Consider the following 19,392-nt stretch of genomic DNA (forward strand, 5'->3'; position numbering starts at 1 on the left):
TGAGAAAATTGGGTACCAATGACTACCATTCGATATGGATAGGGGTACCCATTTTTACAAGTTGGAGAAACTCATCCATATCTTGATTAGTTAATGCGATACAGCCATCCGTCCAATCAAAGCTTTGAATAAAGCTAGGTGAACGGTGCTCTCCGTTTTTGATGCCGTGGATTTTGATGTTCCCGCCAGGATCCACATCATTTTGCTCTGCCCATTGCATATCCGAAGGTTGCGGGTAATTAATATGTACTGAGCGATAAAAGTCCGACTCTTTCATCACATAATCGAGTTGGTATTCCCCTTCAGGCGTTCGGTTGTCTCCCTCAAAGCGTTTATGCCCTTTCGGTTGTTTGCCTAGCGCAATACGAAATTCCTGAATCACCTCTTCACCCTTGAGCAGGTACATTCTGCGTTTAGACTTATCAACTTTGACCAAGGTGACCACTTGCAGCAACGAATCTGTATCAGAAGAGGAAGCTGGTAGAGTATAAAACTGTCGAGATGAGCTTTGAGGTGGACGTATAGATGAACCTTGAGACAACTGGGCAACTTGTTCGCCAGAATTACTGCTAAGGACATCATCCACAATAATCACATGTTTGGAGTTTGAATTAGATGAAGACGTTGAGACACGTTGAGAGTGAGCTGGTGCCGACTCGAATACAATCGTCTCGATCGCCGTCGCGTCAGAGACTATTTTCTCGACTACGACCTGCTCAGCATTCGCGTTCGGAACCACAAACAGTAAACACAGTAATAAAGACCAAAACAGACGCACCCTCAAATCTCCTCAAAACGCATGGACATGGTTCGTGACTGAGTTTCCATTCCTAACGACTCATAGAAACCCTTAGCTTGCTGATTAAACTCCATCACTTCTAACCTAAGCTCGATAGCACCACTCGCTTGCGCCCATTGATTGAATGACTTCATCAGCGCTCTGCCGACGCCTTGACTCTGAACCTGATCGTTCACCACAATCGTATTCACCCTTGCCACCTTATGCGACTGAATAAAGCTAACCCCTTTATTCTGCGTTACCTTCCCAGCTAAGAAGCCAACCACCTGTTGATCGTCAACCGCAACAAAGAAAGCGCCAACCGAATCAAGCATCAATCCCAACCAATATTCTTCACTATCACCTAAACCCTGTGAGGCTGGCGCAAACACCATAGGAGCACCAAGGTGGTGTTGACGGTTTATCTGTTCAGAGAGCTCCAAGATCGAGCTAATATCAGTTACCTTGGCGGTCCGGATTTGCATATCATCACCTTGTTTGAATTCAATAACACCTTAGCAAAAATGGCTTAATTGTGCACCGTTACACTGGTCAACTCAGACGCTCTGTGAAGGCGGGTTATTAATATTAGGCTCTAAGTTTAGGTAAATTGTTCCGCAAATCTCAGGCACATTGCCAGCCTTTGAGTGCTACTATCTCTGTAGAATCAATACACTAACGACGACTAACGACTGGATACCCATATGATTAAGTTTGCTGTAATTGGAACCAATTGGATTACACAAAAATTTGTTCAAGCTGCTCACGAATCTCAATCGATGCAACTTGCTGCGGTTTACTCTCGAAATCTAGACAGTGCGGTAAAGTTCGCCCAAGAATTTGACGTTGAAGCGACGTATGACTCACTCGACGCATTGGCAAATGACAAAACGGTTGAAGCCGTGTACATCGCTTCACCGAACTCACTTCATTGCGAGCAATCTATCTTCATGATGGAACACGGTAAGCACGTTATCTGTGAAAAGCCGGTTGCATCAAACATTGATGAAGCAACACGCATGTTCGAAGTGGCTGAGAAAAACGGCGTAGTGTTGTTCGAGGCGTATAAATCTCAATTCCTACCAAACTTTAAGCAAGTCCAACTCGGCCTAGAAAAGATTGGCAAGGTACATAAAGCGCACATCAATTACTGCCAGTATTCATCACGCTACCAAAAATACCTAAACGGCGAGAACCCAAACACCTTCAACCCAGCTTTTTCTAACGGATCGTTGGTTGATATTGGCTTTTACTGCGTAGCCGCAACAGTCGCGCTATTTGGTGAGCCGGAGAATGCACAAGCTTCTGCGAAGCTGCTTGAGTCAGGTGTCGATGCTCATGGCTGTGCGATCTTCCAGTATCCTGAGTTTGACGTAACGCTTGCTCACTCTAAAGTCAGCGACTCTTATGCTCCAAGTGAGATCCAAGGTGAATTAGGGGCGATCATCATCGATCACATTGCTGAATGCACCGACGTTAAGATCCGCTTCCGTGATGGCAAGGTAGAAAACCTTACTCAAGTACAAAGCGAGAACTCCATGAGTTACGAAGCACAAGCCTTTGCTAGCTGCATTGCTGGCGACCACACGACACAAGCGCAAGCCCAACAGCGTGCTTTAACCGTTGCCAAGTTAATTACAGAGATGCGTCAGCAAATTGGTGTCGTTTATCCAGCGGATAAATAACGTCACAGCGTAAGTTAACAAACTGATTTTTAAGACATACTGATTTATGCATAACTAAATTTAATCTTTACGACAAATAACTGGATTAGTTGATTGGGGTGCCATCTGTTTAAATCCGCGTTCGATATCTATCGTATTTATTTAATTTATTGAAGGTGTGTAAAGTGTTTTCAGTTGATGATCGCGTTGTAGCAACAAAAGGTGTTGAACTAGGTGAAATGGTAGTAACTGGCCTAAGTGCTGGTGGTGGCTACGTTCACGTTACAACGGTAGAAGGCGCAATGACGCTTACTTACCCAGCACAAGATCTTAAAAAAGCATAGTTTAACCACTCTGCCCTTTTAGTAGTCACTCTGCTAAAGATAACAAAATTGAGGCTTTGGCTGACTTCACTCTTCTGCATTAGAGTGAGCAGCCAGAGCCTTTTTTATGCCTGCAATTCCTTACCAGTCTTCCCATTAGTATACTCGTCGCAGTAAAACCGAATCCAACAGACAATAGAATCAATCAAAGAGTATTTACACTAAGTACTTATTGTCTGTTGATACACACCGTCTATTAGCGCTTAGTTTTAGCAAGACTTTCTGTTACATTAGCATTAACTTATATTTATAATAACCTGAACTGAGGGAAGCTATGAAGCTTTACATTTACGACCACTGCCCTTTCTGCGCAAGAGTCGCCTACATTGCTCAATCTCTAGGCTTGGACATCGAGCTTGTCTCTGTCGATTATGATGACGCCCAAACTCTTATCGATTTGATCGGTAAAAAGATGGTACCCGTCTTACAAAAAGACGACGGATCTATCATGGCAGAGAGCCTAGATATTATCGCGTACTTCATGGACCTAAAATCAAGCGACGAGCAGCGTGTACCATCAGAGCAAGCTGCTCATTTCCAAAGCCGTGCTTTCCCTCTTACTCAACAGATTGGACGCCCACGTTGGTGGAACCTCGACTTGGCTGAATATCGCTCTGCAGGAAGTAAAGAAGCTTGGCGTGCCAGTAAAGAGACCGAAGATTTTAACTTTGAAGAACTCTTAGAAAAGACGCCTCAGTTCGTTCAACTGATTAACCCATTACTGAAAGATGCCGAACTCTTACTGGATATAGAGCATGGTGAGTCATCACAGCCTCTTATCGATCAAGCGGTGTATTTCTCGATGCTTCGCGGCTTTTGCGTAGAACCAAGCATCAGTTGGCCACCAGCACTTGAACGCTGGTTAGAAAAGAAAAGCGAAACGCTAAAGCTGTCTTTACTTCGCTAGAAAGCTATCTCTGATTAAGAAAACTAGCTCTGATTCACAAGCGACTACAACGAGCGCAAACAAAAAATCGAAGCTCTCTGGTGTAAAACTGCGAGCTTCGATTTTCTTTTATCTGGCCATTCTATTTCTCTAAGGCTTTGTCTTACAGCAGACGCCTTCTCAAACCGGTTCGCTCTAAGATTCGGGTCGAGATCTCTTCTACCGATAATGAAGACGTGTTGATATAAGGTATCGCTTCTCGGCGGAACATCGCTTCTACCGTTTGTAGCTCATACAAACACTGCGAATCACTCGCGTATTCACTGCCCGCTAAACGGTTCTCACGAATCTCAGTCAGCCTTTCTGCGTCAATCGTTAAACCAAACAACTTGTGTCGGTATATCTCAAACTCAGGCAGCAGCTTCAAACGCGCTAAATCGTCATGGATGAATGGATAGTTCGCTACGCGTAGACCAAACTGCATCGCCATATACAAGCTTGTTGGCGTCTTGCCACTTCGAGATACACCCAACAAGATGATGTCGGCTTCTTCCAGTCCTTTGAGCGTGATGCCATCATCGTGCGCGAGTGTGTATTCAATCGCAGCAATACGGTCGAAATACTTAACCGAATCTTTGTTCACACTGCGTGAGCGTTGCAGTTTAGGCACAGGTGCCATCTGAATATCATCCTGGACCTTCTGAACGATACTCTCTAACACGTCATAACAGTGCGCAGGCGCTTCAAGTAATTTGGCTTTGATATCAGGGATCACGATTGAAAAGAACACCAATGGTTCGACTCCGTTATCGCGATACGAAATTTCAATCTCTTTTAATAAATCAGAAAGTTTGTCCTCACTTTCCACAAACGGAAAGGTTTTTTCATTGGGTTTGAAGGGAAATTGACCTAGAACAACATGCCCTAAAGTCTCACATGTTATGGCCGTTCCATCAGAAACATAGAATACATCACGACTTTGAATATCAATTTGCATTTTTTATTTAATGTTTAAAATTATTTTGAGTAGGATGGGAACCATAATATATATAACGAAACCCTGCTGACTATTACGTCCCCCACAGCTTTAGAAAATAATTTACATTTTTTTAAACTGATACGTAATCGTTTGCCTTTAAATCCCTACAATGCTTGCTATGTTTCTGGAGAAATAAATGCAAAATAATACCCTATGGTTCAATGGCCTATCCATGGAAGATGTCGACAAAGTCGGCGGTAAGAACGCCTCACTGGGCGAGATGGTTTCTAACCTGTCCAATGCTGGTGTTTCTGTACCTAATGGTTTTGCTACCACTTCGTATGCGTTTAACGACTTTCTTGACTACAAAGGTCTTGATGAGCGCATCCACCAACTACTTGATGAACTTGATGTTGAAGACGTTGATGCACTGCGTAAGACAGGTGCAACGATTCGACAATGGGTTCTAGAAGCTCCCTTCCCAGAATCACTAGAGCAAGACATCCGTGATAACTACCGCGAGCTAATCGAAGACAACGAAGAATTGTCTGTAGCTGTGCGTTCATCTGCAACTGCAGAAGACCTTCCAGATGCTTCATTCGCAGGCCAGCAAGAGACCTTCCTTAACGTAAAAGGTATCGATGCAGTACTCGAAGCAACCAAGCACGTTTACGCGTCGCTGTTTAACGACCGCGCGATCTCTTACCGTGTACACCAAGGCTTTGACCACCGTGGCATTTCATTGTCTGCGGGTATTCAACGCATGGTTCGCTCAGACAAAGCTTCTTCAGGTGTGATGTTCACCCTTGATACAGAGTCTGGCTTCGACCAAGTGGTATTCATCACCTCTTCTTGGGGCTTGGGTGAAATGGTTGTACAGGGCGCTGTGAACCCAGATGAGTTCTACGTTCACAAGCCAATGCTAGAAGCGGGTCACTACCCAATCGTTAAGAAGACGTTTGGTTCTAAGCTGATCAAGATGATCTACTCAACCAATCAAGAGATCGGCAAGCAAGTTGATATCATCGACACGGACACTCAAGAGCGTAACGAGTTTTCTCTCAACGATGAAGAGATCAAAGAGCTAGCAAAACAAGCGATGATCATCGAGAAGCACTACCAACGTCCGATGGACATTGAGTGGGCGAAAGATGGCATCGATGGCAAGCTTTACATCGTTCAAGCTCGCCCAGAGACGGTATGTTCTCAAAGCGACCAAAACGTTATCGAGCGTTACGAGCTAAACAACAAGGCCGATGTGCTAGTTGAAGGCCGTGCTATCGGTCAACGCATCGGCTCTGGTCCAGTTCGTTTGGTTGACTCTCTAGACCAAATGTCACTAGTTCAAGAAGGCGATGTGCTGGTAACAGACATGACAGACCCAGATTGGGAACCTGTTATGAAGAAAGCGTCTGCGATTGTCACTAACCGTGGCGGCCGTACTTGTCACGCTGCAATCATCGCTCGTGAGCTTGGTATCCCAGCGATTGTTGGTTGTGGTACAGCAACAAGCAGCCTAAATGATGGCGATACCGTGACAGTGTCATGTTCTGAAGGTGAAACTGGCTACGTTTACCAAGGCGAACTTGACTTCGAGATCAAACGTTCTGAAGTTGATGAGCTACCAATGCTGCCAACCAAAGTAATGATGAACGTAGGTAACCCAGATCGTGCCTTCGATTTCGCGCAAATTCCAAACGAAGGTGTTGGCCTTGCTCGTCTAGAATTCATCATCAACAAGATGATCGGTATTCACCCAAAAGCCTTATTGAACTTCGATGCACAAACTGACGAGCTAAAAGCAGAAATCAGCGAACGTATTCGAGGCTACAAAGATCCTATCGATTTCTACGTAAGCAAGCTAACGGAAGGCATCGCGACTATCGCTTCTGCATTCTGGCCCAAGCGTGTGATCGTACGTATGTCTGACTTCAAGTCGAACGAATACAGCAACCTTGTAGGCGGCAAAACGTTTGAACCACATGAAGAGAACCCAATGTTGGGCTTCCGTGGCGCATCTCGTTATATCTCGCCAGTATTCGAAGACTGTTTCGAGCTAGAAACTCAAGCGATCAAGCGTGTTCGTAACGAGATGGGTCTTAAGAACGTTGAAATTATGATTCCATTCGTTCGCACTCCAAGCGAAGCGGCATCGGTTATCGACATTCTGGCTAAGTTTGACCTACGCCGTGGCGACCAAGGTCTGAAAGTTATCATGATGTGTGAACTACCATCGAATGCAATTTTGGCTGAAGAGTTCTTGAAGTACTTCGATGGCTTCTCTATTGGTTCGAACGACATGACACAGCTGACGCTTGGCCTAGACCGAGATTCAGGTGACGTGGCACACCTCTTCGACGAGCGTAACCCTGCAGTGAAAGCGATGCTGAAAATGGCGATCGATGCAGCAACCAAAGCAGGTAAATACGTGGGTATTTGTGGCCAAGGCCCATCTGACCATGACGACCTAGCGGAATGGTTAATGGAACAAGGCATTAGCTCTGTTTCGTTGAACCCTGACACGGTTATCGATACATGGTTGAAACTGGGTAACGTAGCAAATAAATAAGTAACGCTTCTCGTGATACCTAAACGACAAAAGCCAGTCACGACGACTGGCTTTTTATTCTCCGAAAGCGAACAAAAATAATCTACCTATCACAACAAACATTGGTATCGAGCTGACCTTACGTTATGCTTTACGCAATTCTTCATTGAGATAATTGTCACCACGACAAACCTACCTTCAAGACCAATAAGACAGATATGAATTCGACTACCGCAACTCCCTCGCCTTCTCTTGGCCGACAACTCTATACAATGACATGGCCAATGTTGTTTGGGGTACTTTCCCTAATGAGCTTCCAGCTTGTAGATAGCGCCTTTATAGGTCAGCTAGGCGTACTGCCGCTCGCGGTTCAAGGCTTCACACTGCCAATACAGATGATCATCATAGGTATTCAGGTTGGGTTAGGCATCGCAACCACAGCAGTCATTGCAAGAGCCATTGGTGCCAATGAATTACGTTACGCGAAACAACTGGGCGGGCTAGTGATTGCAATGGGTAGCGTGAGTGTTGCGCTTTTTTCCGTCATCATTTATCTGCTTCGTGGACCCATCTTACAACTACTCGATGCGCCACCGACGGTTTTACCGATCATTGATTCTTACTGGATCTATTGGCTAGTCAGCTCTTGGACAGGTGCGCTACTCTATTTTTACTACAGTGTGTGTCGAGCTAATGGTAATACCATGCTGCCCGGTTCAATGATGATCGCAACCAGTATCATCAACTTGATATTGGATCCAATCTTCATCTTTACTCTCGACATGGGCATCAATGGTGCAGCTATCGCGACCATCTTAGCTTTTGGTGCGGGCATCTTTATCGTGGCTCCCAAAGTGACCAAGAAACATTGGATGACGTTCGATTGGCACGATCTTGATATCGGCAAGAGTGTTCGATCAATTGGCAACATCATGGGGCCAGCGATGATCAGCCAACTACTGCCGCCAGTCTCTTCTATGTTAGCGACTAAGCTACTTGCTGGTTATGGCACCGCAGCCGTCGCAGCTTGGGCGTTGGGTTCTCGTTTTGAATTCTTCTCTATTGTGGCTGTGCTAGCACTGACGATGTCGATGCCACCTATGATTGGCCGCATGTTAGGGGAAAAGAACCTTGGGAACATACGTAGTCTTGTGAAGATTGCCGTTACCTTCGTGTTAGGTTTCCAATTGGTGATCGCACTGGTGACCTGGTTGTTCTCTGGCGGGTTGGCGAATCTCATGACTAGTGACAACGAAGTCTCAACGATTTTAAACTACCACCTACTGATCGTGCCTATTAGCTTAGGGCCTTTGGGTACCTGTATGCTTATGGTTTCTATCTCGAACGCTTTGGGCAAGTCTTACACCGCCTTGACGATATCTGCATTGCGTCTGTTCGCTTTCTTCTTACCTTGCTTGTGGGTTGGTTCGCAGCTCGCTGGCATTGAAGGCCTATTCTGGGGAGCTATGGTAGGTAATATACTTGCAGGCACCTGTGCATGGTTTATGTACCAGCGAGCTCTTGGGCAAGTCAAGGATAAGCTGGCCAAATAGGCAATTCACGAACTCATCAGTCAGCCATTTCCAACTAAACAAGCAGCTAATTTTAAGGCTGCTTTTTTGTACCTGAAACTTCAGTATATCTTCCATCCATTTAATGAATTTCACATCCCTTTAATTTCGAGAGTTTTTATAACTTGCCCTAGATCATTAAAACCTTCAAAAACGCAACCTTTGGTTTTAAATATGTAAACCTTGATGGGGTTTAAGAAATTAAACCACATCGAAGATGGTTTAGTGATCCTGTTCAAATTTCACTCTTAATTTTGGTTAAATTTCCGCTATTTGTTGGCGTTTTATACGCTTTTATCGGTTTACAGAAGTTTACTGCATCTTGCCTAAATACCACCAAAGGAGTAGATTTCAGTCATTGAGTTCAAAAATGTAAACCGAAATCATGAATGTAAAACAAGTTCGATTCACCGATGAAGACAGAGAATGTTTAAGCAATTACTTCCGCTTGGCGGACACGATTGCCGACTTGATTGGTCCCTACTGTGAGGTAGTTATTCACTCATTTGAAAGCTTAGAAAACTCTGTCGTGAAGATCGTCAATGGTCATCATACTGGTCGTGAAATCGGTTCACCTATTACCGATTTAGGTTTACGTATGTGGAGCACATTCGAAAAAACTGGCGAAGTTTCACCGAAGAGCTATTTCACCAACGCCGCTGATGGTTCCCTACTAAAATCGACCACCTGTGTACTAGCTGGTCCACAACAAAAGCCGATCGGTATGCTGTGTATCAACATGAACTTATCTTTCCCATTCCCAGAAATCGTCAAAACGCTCATGCCACAGTGCAATGTCCCTCAAACCATTGTCAGCGAGACATTCAGCAACAATGCGAACGACGTCATTCAACAAGCATTGAGCTCAGCCATTAACGAGGTTGACCAAGATGAGTCGGTTTCTTCCAAAGGTCGCAACAAAGCCATCATTCGTTGTTTGTTTGATAACGGAGTATTTGAGCTAAAAGAGACGACAACACAAGTATCAGAGCAACTTGGGATCAGCCGACAGGCGGTTTACAAGTTTATCCGTGAATTTAAATCAGAATAAAACCAATAATTTAGGAGTTACATCGTGAAACAGATCATTGCCACTGAACAAGCACCTGCAGCTATCGGCCCTTACTCACAAGGTACGTCTTACGGCGACATGGTTTATACATCAGGTCAATTACCTCTCGTTCCAGAAACGATGCAGTTTGTTGAGGGCGGCATCAAAGAGCAAGCTCGTCAGTCTCTAGAAAACTTAAAAGCGGTATTAGAAGCAAGTAATGCGGGACTGGACACCGTGCTGAAGACAACCTGCTTCCTGTCTGACATGGAAAACTTCGTTGCCTTTAACGAAGTGTACACAGAAGTGTTTGGTACAGAGAACGCACCTGCTCGCTCTTGTGTTGAAGCAGCACGACTACCAAAAGACGCACTGGTTGAAGTTGAAGCCATCGCATACAAAAAATAACCGATTTAGGTATTAATGGGTATCATAGGAGATTCTCATGAGCGTTTCATTTATCGCATTAAGCGTACTGTTCTTTGGGTTCTACGCACTGCTGTCGAACTTCAAAAAGCAAAAGAAAAGTTTTAACTTCCGCGTACTGAGTGCGCTTGCTGCTGGCTTACTGTTCGGTGGTGCAATTCAACTTGTTTTCGGTGTCGGTAACGTTGCAACATCTGGCTTTGCTGAACTAATTTCAGTGTTCGGTAAAGGCTACATCAAACTTCTACAAATGATCGTTATCCCACTTGTATTCGTGGCGATGATCTCTTCGATCATGAACGTTGAAGGCGGTGGTGCGCTATCTCGTATCGCACCAAAGATCATCGGTATTCTACTTTTCACTTGTGCAATCTCAGCAGCCGTTGGTATCGCAAGTATTTACCTATTTGGTATCGATGCGAACGCGCTAGTAAGCACTATCGGCACAAACAGTGCGATTGAAGCTCGCGGTGATTCGCTGGTAGCAACACAAGATGCAATGGCAAGCAGTGGTCTGTCTGGTATGGCTCTGTCTATCATTCCAACCAACATCTTTGACATGCTAACGGGTTCTCAACGTACTTCAACATTATCAACTGTATTGTTCGGTATGTTCCTTGGTTACTGTATCCTTCAAGTGAAGAACCGTAAGCCAGAGAAAGTGCAAAACTTCGTTGATTTCATCAACTCTGCAAAAGAAGTGGTTCTTTCAATGGTTCGTGAAATCCTGAAGCTAACGCCTTACGGTGTATTTGCTCTGATGACCACGTTCATGATGACCAACGACCTGTTCGCACTCGCTGAAATGGGCCGCTTCCTTCTAGCGAGCTACGTAGCAATCGGCGTAATGTTCGGCATCCACTTCGTGATGGTATCTATGTTCGGCCTTTCTCCAGCGAAGTTCATGAAGAAAATCTGGCCTGTATTAGTATTTGGCTTCGGTTCTCGTTCGAGCATGGCGGCTATCCCACTAAACGTTGAAACACAAACTCAACGCCTAGGTGTAGACGAAGAAACAGCAAACATGTCAGCGACTTTCGGTACCAGTATCGGTCAAAACGGCTGTGCGGGCATCTACCCAGCAATGCTCGCTATCATGGCGGCACAAGTAATGGGCATGCCTGTAGACTTAAGCTTCATCCTACAACTGATTGCTGTTATCGCGATTGCTTCATTCGGTATCGCGGGTGTTGGTGGCGGTGCAACGTTCGCTGCAGTAGCAGTACTGACCATCATGGGTCTAGACATCACAGTAGTAGCGATTCTCGTGTCTATCGAAGCGCTAATTGACATGGCTCGTACTGCGCTAAACATCTCTGGCTCTATGTTGTCTGGTGTTCTAACAGCGAAGAAGAATGGCTCACTGGATACTGAACAATACGACGCTGACGTTACAGCGACAGTATCAAAAGAAGCAGCAGTATAATTCTCAAACTTAATTAAGAGCACTCCACTTGAGTGCTCTTCTGTTTTTCCTGAGTTCAGGTTATTTAGGTAGTAAATATGAAAGTTGTTGTTATAGGCGGTAGCGCCGCTGGTATGAGTTTCGCAGCAAAATACAAACGTAATCAACCATCAGACGAAGTCATCGTTTTAGATAAGCGTAGCTACATATCTTTTGGAGCATGCGGTCTACCCTATTTTGCAGGTGGCATGTTTGATGACACAGAACGCATGATTTCTCGTACGCCAGAACAAGCGATTAAATCTGGCTTAGACGTTCGTGTTGAAACAGAGATGGTCGCACTAGACCGCATTGAAAAGCAGATTAAAGTCCGTCACCAAAACGTAGAGACCACTATCGATTACGATATGTTGGTGATTGCGACAGGCGCACGTCCGATCGTTCCATCATTCGGTGAATTCAATCCAGAGTACGTATACACACTCACAAGCATGGAAGATGGCTTAGCAGTAAAGGAAGCGCTTAAAGACGATAGCAAACAACGCGTGTGTGTCATCGGGGCAGGCTTTATCGGGCTGGAAGTCTTCGATGCGGCACATGGCTTAGATAAGCACGTGACGATCATCGAACGTGAACAGCACATCATGAGCCGTCAGTTCAGTCCAGAAATCATTGAAGTAGTCGAAGGTGCTATTCGGGAATCAAGTGCAGATCTTAAAACAGGTTGCAGCGTGTCAGCTATTCGTGATGCTGATCAAGGTGGTTACATCGTTGAAACCGATAACGGCAACGTCGAAGCTGATATCGTTATCCTATCACTCGGCTTCAAACCAAATACTGAAGCATTCGAACTACCAAAAGCTGCAAACGGCGCTCTGTTGGTGAATGAATATGGTGCCACTGAAGATGCTTACATCCATGCTGTCGGCGACTGTGCCGTTGTCCATCATATGGCACTAGGCAAACCTGTTTATGTTCCTCTAGCAACCACAGCCAACAAGCAAGCGCGCATGATGGCCGACAAGCTAGCAGGCAAAGATACTTATATGTCGGGCTTCTTGGGGTCATCTTGTTTGAAAGTGCTCGATTACGAACTGGCGTGTACCGGCATATCTGAACTTCTGGCGAAAGAACATAGCTTAGATGTGAAAGTATCAACGATTTCAGACAAGAACCAAACCGATTACTACCCAGGCCAAGAAGACATCAAGGTCAAACTGGTTTATCACCCGGATACTAAGGTTCTTCTAGGTGGTGAGATCGTAGGTAAGAAAGGAGCAGTTGGTCGCATCAATGCATTAGCAGTTGCTATCACCGCTAAGATGACCACCCAACAGCTTGGTTATATGGACTTCTGCTATGCGCCACCATTTGCGCGTACTTGGGATGCCCTGAACGTGGCTGGTAACGTCGCGAAGTAAACGAAATGACATAGAAGTCCCAATAAACAAAAAGCAGAGCGATTACGCTCTGCTTTTGGATGGACTAAAACCTTAACGTTCATCTGATGGAAGAACAAAGTCGACATATAACGCAAAATTTCCGATTCCAGAAGCTTTAATACCACCCAAGTCTAAATCATTTGTCGAATAAATCATGGCAGAAACCCCCATGTTGCTTAGTTCTATCGCCTTCTGATACTCGCTCCCAAGCGAGCCAAGATTATCACCCCGATACGTCACAGCCTTAATTTTATTTAAATCAATCCACTCAAGAATCAATGGTGTATTTAGATCTATATTTAATGCGACATTATTAAAACCTAACTCTATTGCTTCATTATATTTATCTGTGCTGAATACTTCGATAATAGATTTATCTTTATCTATTATATACTTTGAAAGCAAGGCAAGATTTTTTATTTTATCCGTAACTAATACCACATCATTTTTATCTAGAATATCAATAGCTGTCGATATATTTAATGTTTTATATTGATCATAAATTATCTTTGATTCAAACTCTTTAGAACTAATAGACCCAGTATTATTAGAATTTGTCATTTCGTGAAAAGTCTTCCAATCATGAACAGCAACAATCCTTCCATCCGATGAGATAAGTAGATCTAACTCTATCATCTTGAATCCATGTTCAATTGATTGCTCCATCGCTTCTAACGAGTTTGTATATTTTAATCCGTTGATTCCCCCACCGGCATGTGCGATCAAACCACCAGAATTACCGATAATTTTAGGGATGTTATTATGTTCATTTGGGTATGCCTTTACATTGCCTCTCCATACATCAATGACTACACTCATCGAAGGGCCGATAACAAAAGCTACCCAAAAACATATGAGAACTAGACAAAATATTGATATTAAGACTCTGATTCCTTTGAGTATCATGACATTTTACCTGTTGAGAACTGGGGTTGATGATAATGTTTGGTTTACCCTATCAATATTGAGTTTAAACATATTATTTATAGCAACTATAATAGCATTTGTCGGTAATAGATTTGTATTTCTTCTTCTAACGGTAATAATGACTTTTGATTTCTACTTAAGATTAAACTCTCTAAGCTTAGACTTAGGTGTCTTAGGTTCGGTTTTAGAGTCTAATAGAGGTGAGGCACTTGAACATATACAAAGCATTAGCGTCATAACATATGTAAAAATTATTATATTTTCCATTCTACTTTTTTTATCATTTCACTTTACCTTAGGAAAGGTTGGTAAGTCATTTTCATTAATTATGTTGATATTATTTTCCAGCATATTAGTCACAAAATTTTATAGCTTACATGATAATAAAAAGACGACATACATCAATGAAGAATACTTAAAAACAATCCATCATGAAGTGTGGTTTAGTTTTTTAGGGTTAATTACAGTTATTAAACCTATTTCTTTATATTATGAGCTGTCTCTTCTCGAAGGGGGAAAATCCGTAATCTCTTCAAAATGGGAGAATGTTCATACAAACAAAGTATTAAAAGATATTTACATCGTAAATATTGGTGAATCTGTGATCAAAAATCACTACCCATCGTATAACGAAAAAAATGGAAATATAAAAGGAGCATCCATATTTAATGGTGTTATTTCCCCATCCGTTGTTACATATTTCTCAGTCCCTCGAATATTATCAAAGAGCCTAGATGTAAACAGGCATGATAAAAACTTAAATGTGATAGATCTTGCTAATGATGCTGGAATGAAAACTTATTGGATATCAAATCAAGCAAAGATCGGGCAATACGAGACACAGGTATCCGCAATCGCTAGTAGAGCACATTACCAATTTTATAAGAATACGTCTTATGATAAAGCTGAACCCGATAACATTCTCCTACCAGAAGTGATCAAAGCAATTCGTGAAGAGACTAAAAGGCCAAAAGTGATTTTCATCCACACTATGGGGTCTCATTATGATTTTTGTAAGAGATTTGATGAAGAAATTTCACTAAAACCCTCAGATAACAAGTACCTCATATGCTATTCAAAATCAGTGGCTTATGGCGTAGCTTTTATAGAAAGGCTTAGAGACTTACTCACGATCCATGATAAAACATATAAAATCATTTATTTTTCTGACCATGGCCTAACGTCTGTAAACGTTCCACCGTATCTAATTCACGGTACTGGCTCACATTTTACAAGGCAGGCAGTAGAAGTACCTTTCATAGCAATGAGTAATGACCCACAAGAAACGAAAATACATTCGGTCAAATACAATCTGAGAGACTTTTCAGACACATTTGCGCAATGGGTAGGTATATCTTCAGAACAGACAGAGCAACATAAAAGTATCTTCAATACCAAGTACATAGGAAAGGAGTACGACTCAGTGTTAACAAGTGAGTTTAAGATAAGAAAAATCGACTAAGCGAGTAGCTCTGTTACTAAAAAATCATGAATCATCAAAGGTTACGTAGTAAATATCGGCTTCCTAACATTAATCTGACTCTTATTTCGCTCTGTGTAAGCTGATATCAGTTAAATGTCACTTATATAAGACATTCATTGACCTTGTTGGCAACCAACCTAATAAGATGATTTAGGAGCTCTTATAGTATCGGTGAGTGAATAACTGAAAGTTCACTATTTGACTGGATATATAAAGGTTTGAAACGTTAAAACGAAAAAAAGCCCGCTGATTTCTCAGCGGGCTTTTCAATGGTGGTGGAGGGATAGGGATTTGAACCCTAGAACCGCTATTAACGGTTGCCGGTTTTCAAGACCGGTGCTTTCGACCACTCAGCCATCCCTCCAACAAATTGTCGTCAACAGATTTGTGCACTGTTGAGGTTGTTACTTGCTATGCAAATAACGAAGCTTTTTGTCTTCACTTTTAAAAAGTGAAAATAAATTTGGAGCCTGGCGATGTCCTACTCTCACATGGGGAAGCCCCACACTACCATCGGCGCTATTGTGTTTCACTTCTGAGTTCGGCATGGAATCAGGTGGGTCCACAATGCTATGGTCGCCAAGCAAATTTTGCTTTTACTTTCAGCTTTTAAAAAACTGAAGGAAAAATAATCTGGAAAGCTGTTTCTGTTCTATCAAACTCATTCAAGCGTTTGTACTTTGTTTCTGCTTTTAAAAAGCGGAGACAAATAGTTTTGAGTCCACAAAACCCCTTGGGTGTTGTATGGTTAAGCCTCACGGGCAATTAGTACAGGTTAGCTCAATGCCTCGCAGCACTTACACACCCTGCCTATCAACGTCGTAGTCTACGACAACCCTTTAGGACGCTTATAGCGCCAGGGAAAACTCATCTCAAGGCTCGCTTCCCGCTTAGATGCTTTCAGCGGTTATCGATTCCGAACTTAGCTACCGGGCAATGCCATTGGCATGACAACCCGAACACCAGAGGTTCGTCCACTCCGGTCCTCTCGTACTAGGAGCAGCCCCTTTCAATTTTCCAACGCCCACGGCAGATAGGGACCGAACTGTCTCACGACGTTCTAAACCCAGCTCGCGTACCACTTTAAATGGCGAACAGCCATACCCTTGGGACCGACTTCAGCCCCAGGATGTGATGAGCCGACATCGAGGTGCCAAACACCGCCGTCGATATGAACTCTTGGGCGGTATCAGCCTGTTATCCCCGGAGTACCTTTTATCCGTTGAGCGATGGCCCTTCCATTCAGAACCACCGGATCACTATGACCTGCTTTCGCACCTGCTCGAATTGTCATTCTCGCAGTCAAGCGGGCTTATGCCATTGCACTAACCACACGATGTCCAACCGTGTTTAGCCCACCTTCGTGCTCCTCCGTTACTCTTTGGGAGGAGACCGCCCCAGTCAAACTACCCACCAGGCACTGTCCGTAATCCCGATTCAGGGACCAACGTTAGAACATCAAAACTACAAGGGTGGTATTTCAAGGACGACTCCACCACATCTAGCGACGCGGTTTCAAAGTCTCCCACCTATCCTACACATGTAGGTTCAATGTTCAGTGCCAAGCTGTAGTAAAGGTTCACGGGGTCTTTCCGTCTAGCCGCGGGTACACTGCATCTTCACAGCGATTTCAATTTCACTGAGTCTCGGGTGGAGACAGCGTGGCCATCATTACGCCATTCGTGCAGGTCGGAACTTACCCGACAAGGAATTTCGCTACCTTAGGACCGTTATAGTTACGGCCGCCGTTTACCGGGGCTTCGATCAAGAGCTTCGACCGAAGTCTAACCCCATCAATTAACCTTCCGGCACCGGGCAGGCGTCACACCGTATACGTCATCTTACGATTTTGCACAGTGCTGTGTTTTTAATAAACAGTTGCAGCCACCTGGTATCTGCGACTCTCGTCTGCTCCATCCGCAAGGGACTTCACTGATAAGAGCGTACCTTCTCCCGAAGTTACGGTACCATTTTGCCTAGTTCCTTCACCCGAGTTCTCTCAAGCGCCTTGGTATTCTCTACCCGACCACCTGTGTCGGTTTGGGGTACGATTCCTTACAATCTGAAGCTTAGAGGCTTTTCCTGGAAGCATGGCATCAATGACTTCACTACCGTAGTAGCTCGACATCGTATCTCAGCGTTAGTAGCGGTCCGGATTTACCTAAACCACCCGCCTACGTACTTGAACCTGGACAACCGTCGCCAGGCCCACCTAGCCTTCTCCGTCCCCCCATCGCAATTGTAAGAAGTACGGGAATATTAACCCGTTTCCCATCGACTACGCCTTTCGGCCTCGCCTTAGGAGTCGACTTACCCTGCCCCGATTAACGTTGGACAGGAACCCTTGGTCTTCCGGCGAGGGAGTTTTTCACTCCCTTTATCGTTACTCATGTCAGCATTCGCACTTCTGATACCTCCAGCAGCCCTTACAGACCACCTTCAACGGCTTACAGAACGCTCCCCTACCCCACATACCCTAAGGTACGTAGCCGCAACTTCGGTGTATAGCTTAGCCCCGTTACATCTTCCGCGCAGGCCGACTCGACCAGTGAGCTATTACGCTTTCTTTAAATGATGGCTGCTTCTAAGCCAACATCCTGGCTGTCTGAGCCTTCCCACATCGTTTCCCACTTAGCTATACTTTGGGACCTTAGCTGGCGGTCTGGGTTGTTTCCCTCTCCACGACGGACGTTAGCACCCGCCGTGTGTCTCCCGGATAGTACTTACTGGTATTCGGAGTTTGCAAAGGGTTGGTAAGTCGGGATGACCCCCTAGCCTTAACAGTGCTCTACCCCCAGTAGTATTCGTCCGAGGCGCTACCTAAATAGCTTTCGGGGAGAACCAGCTATCTCCAGGTTTGATTGGCCTTTCACCCCTAGCCACAAGTCATCCGCTAATTTTTCAACATTAGTCGGTTCGGTCCTCCAGTTGATGTTACTCAACCTTCAACCTGCCCATGGCTAGATCACCTGGTTTCGGGTCTAATCCTAGCAACTGTACGCCCAGTTAAGACTCGGTTTCCCTACGGCTCCCCTAAACGGTTAACCTTGCTACTAAAATTAAGTCGCTGACCCATTATACAAAAGGTACGCAGTCACACCACGAAGGTGCTCCTACTGCTTGTACGTACACGGTTTCAGGTTCTATTTCACTCCCCTCACAGGGGTTCTTTTCGCCTTTCCCTCACGGTACTGGTTCACTATCGGTCAGTCAGTAGTATTTAGCCTTGGAGGATGGTCCCCCCATATTCAGACAGGATATCACGTGTCCCGCCCTACTCGTTTTCACTGATTATGATGTGTCGGTTACGGGGCTATCACCCTTTATTGCGAGACTTTCCAGACTCTTCACCTGCATCATTAAAAGCTTAAGGGCTAATCCAATTTCGCTCGCCGCTACTTTCGGAATCTCGGTTGATTTCTCTTCCTCGGGGTACTTAGATGTTTCAGTTCCCCCGGTTTGCCTCCTGTTGCTATGTATTCACAACAGGATACGTGCTTATGCACGTGGGTTTCCCCATTCAGAAATCCCAGACTCAAAAGGTTATTACTACCTAATCTGGGCTTATCGCAAGTTATTACGTCTTTCATCGCCTCTGACTGCCAAGGCATCCACCGTGTACGCTTAGTCACTTAACCATACAACCCGAAAGGGTCTTGTGTATGATACAAATTTGCTTTCACTTTTAAAAAGTGAAGACAAAAAGCAACCAAGGTTTTTGGTTGTCATTAAGAAGGGTTAATTCTCAATGACTGTTTGCCGGACTCAATTGTGATTCAAACAAGTTTGAATCGAATACAAGACACTTGAATGTGTTTGTTGTGTTTATACCGTTCTTATTAAATAAGA

At 44.2% G+C, this 19,392-nt stretch carries 14 protein-coding genes, 1 tRNA gene and 2 rRNA genes; 10 read left to right on the forward strand and 7 right to left on the reverse strand.

Annotation, left to right across the window (positions count from 1 at the left end; all coding sequences use genetic code 11):
- Positions 1-22: 22 nt before the first annotated feature.
- Together BCU34_RS14535 and BCU34_RS14540 are read right to left on the reverse strand one after the other, a co-directional pair.
- The gene (locus BCU34_RS14535; protein WP_057623890.1) at positions 23-778 is read right to left on the reverse strand and encodes a L,D-transpeptidase family protein; all 756 of its coding nucleotides are present in this window, start codon (positions 776-778) and stop codon (positions 23-25) included.
- Positions 779-780: 2 nt separating this feature from the next.
- Positions 781-1,263, reverse strand: a complete 483-nt coding sequence (locus BCU34_RS14540) for a GNAT family N-acetyltransferase (protein WP_048661625.1) — start codon at positions 1,261-1,263, stop codon at positions 781-783.
- Between the two features lie 219 nt (positions 1,264-1,482).
- Here BCU34_RS14540 and BCU34_RS14545 point away from each other — a divergent pair, with 219 nt between their 5' ends.
- The 3 genes from BCU34_RS14545 to grxB all read left to right on the forward strand — a co-directional run bounded on the left by BCU34_RS14545 (position 1,483) and on the right by grxB (position 3,732).
- A complete protein-coding gene (locus BCU34_RS14545) occupies positions 1,483-2,463 on the forward strand; it encodes a Gfo/Idh/MocA family protein (RefSeq protein ID WP_102431331.1) in 981 nt (326 codons plus the stop codon).
- A 164-nt stretch (positions 2,464-2,627) separates the two neighbouring features.
- Entirely contained in the window at positions 2,628-2,786 is a 159-nt protein-coding gene (locus BCU34_RS14550; protein ID WP_004733064.1) for a hypothetical protein, read from the forward strand.
- A 313-nt stretch (positions 2,787-3,099) separates the two neighbouring features.
- Positions 3,100-3,732: a glutaredoxin 2 gene (grxB, locus tag BCU34_RS14555; protein ID WP_102478933.1), complete on the forward strand. Its 633-nt coding sequence runs from the start codon at positions 3,100-3,102 to the stop codon at positions 3,730-3,732.
- A gap of 142 nt (positions 3,733-3,874) precedes the next feature.
- Here grxB and BCU34_RS14560 read toward each other — a convergent pair whose 3' ends face one another.
- Positions 3,875-4,708, reverse strand: coding sequence for a pyruvate, water dikinase regulatory protein (locus BCU34_RS14560; RefSeq protein ID WP_102431329.1), 834 nt, complete (start codon positions 4,706-4,708; stop codon positions 3,875-3,877).
- 178 nt (positions 4,709-4,886) lie between these two features.
- Here BCU34_RS14560 and ppsA point away from each other — a divergent pair, with 178 nt between their 5' ends.
- The 6 genes from ppsA to BCU34_RS14590 all read left to right on the forward strand — a co-directional run bounded on the left by ppsA (position 4,887) and on the right by BCU34_RS14590 (position 13,112).
- A complete protein-coding gene (gene ppsA / locus BCU34_RS14565; protein ID WP_102431328.1) occupies positions 4,887-7,259 on the forward strand; it encodes a phosphoenolpyruvate synthase in 2,373 nt (790 codons plus the stop codon).
- Positions 7,260-7,456: 197 nt separating this feature from the next.
- Positions 7,457-8,791, forward strand: a complete 1,335-nt coding sequence (locus BCU34_RS14570) for an MATE family efflux transporter (protein WP_102478932.1) — start codon at positions 7,457-7,459, stop codon at positions 8,789-8,791.
- 403 nt (positions 8,792-9,194) lie between these two features.
- Positions 9,195-9,860, forward strand: a complete 666-nt coding sequence (locus BCU34_RS14575) for a transcriptional regulator (protein WP_170960781.1) — start codon at positions 9,195-9,197, stop codon at positions 9,858-9,860.
- A gap of 24 nt (positions 9,861-9,884) precedes the next feature.
- Positions 9,885-10,268, forward strand: a complete 384-nt coding sequence (locus tag BCU34_RS14580; RefSeq protein WP_017111552.1) for a RidA family protein — start codon at positions 9,885-9,887, stop codon at positions 10,266-10,268.
- Positions 10,269-10,305: 37 nt separating this feature from the next.
- A complete protein-coding gene (locus BCU34_RS14585; RefSeq protein WP_017102501.1) occupies positions 10,306-11,712 on the forward strand; it encodes a cation:dicarboxylate symporter family transporter in 1,407 nt (468 codons plus the stop codon).
- A 77-nt stretch (positions 11,713-11,789) separates the two neighbouring features.
- Positions 11,790-13,112 (forward strand): CoA-disulfide reductase, encoded by a 1,323-nt coding sequence (locus tag BCU34_RS14590; RefSeq protein WP_102478931.1) that lies wholly within the window; start codon positions 11,790-11,792, stop codon positions 13,110-13,112.
- A 72-nt stretch (positions 13,113-13,184) separates the two neighbouring features.
- On the opposite strand, the gene BCU34_RS14595 is transcribed toward BCU34_RS14590, so the two are convergent.
- Positions 13,185-14,039: a glycerophosphodiester phosphodiesterase family protein gene (locus tag BCU34_RS14595; protein WP_102460916.1), complete on the reverse strand. Its 855-nt coding sequence runs from the start codon at positions 14,037-14,039 to the stop codon at positions 13,185-13,187.
- Between BCU34_RS14595 and BCU34_RS14600 the strand changes: the two genes are divergently transcribed.
- Complete coding sequence (locus BCU34_RS14600; protein ID WP_198592492.1) at positions 14,038-15,522, forward strand: sulfatase-like hydrolase/transferase; 1,485 nt, start codon at positions 14,038-14,040, stop codon at positions 15,520-15,522. The two genes, BCU34_RS14595 and BCU34_RS14600, sit on opposite strands and share 2 nt — an antisense overlap.
- A gap of 294 nt (positions 15,523-15,816) precedes the next feature.
- Here the strand turns inward: BCU34_RS14600 and BCU34_RS14605 are convergent.
- The 3 genes from BCU34_RS14605 to BCU34_RS14615 form a co-directional block, all read right to left on the reverse strand.
- Positions 15,817-15,907 (reverse strand) — tRNA-Ser (locus BCU34_RS14605).
- Between the two features lie 104 nt (positions 15,908-16,011).
- Positions 16,012-16,127 (reverse strand): 5S ribosomal RNA (gene rrf / locus BCU34_RS14610).
- A 160-nt stretch (positions 16,128-16,287) separates the two neighbouring features.
- Positions 16,288-19,181: ribosomal RNA gene (locus BCU34_RS14615) — 23S ribosomal RNA — on the reverse strand.
- Between the last annotated feature and the right edge of the window lie 211 nt (positions 19,182-19,392).

It is taken from the genome of Vibrio sp. 10N.286.45.E10, from assembly GCF_002874195.2.
Taxonomy (GTDB): Bacteria; Pseudomonadota; Gammaproteobacteria; order Enterobacterales; family Vibrionaceae; genus Vibrio; species Vibrio crassostreae.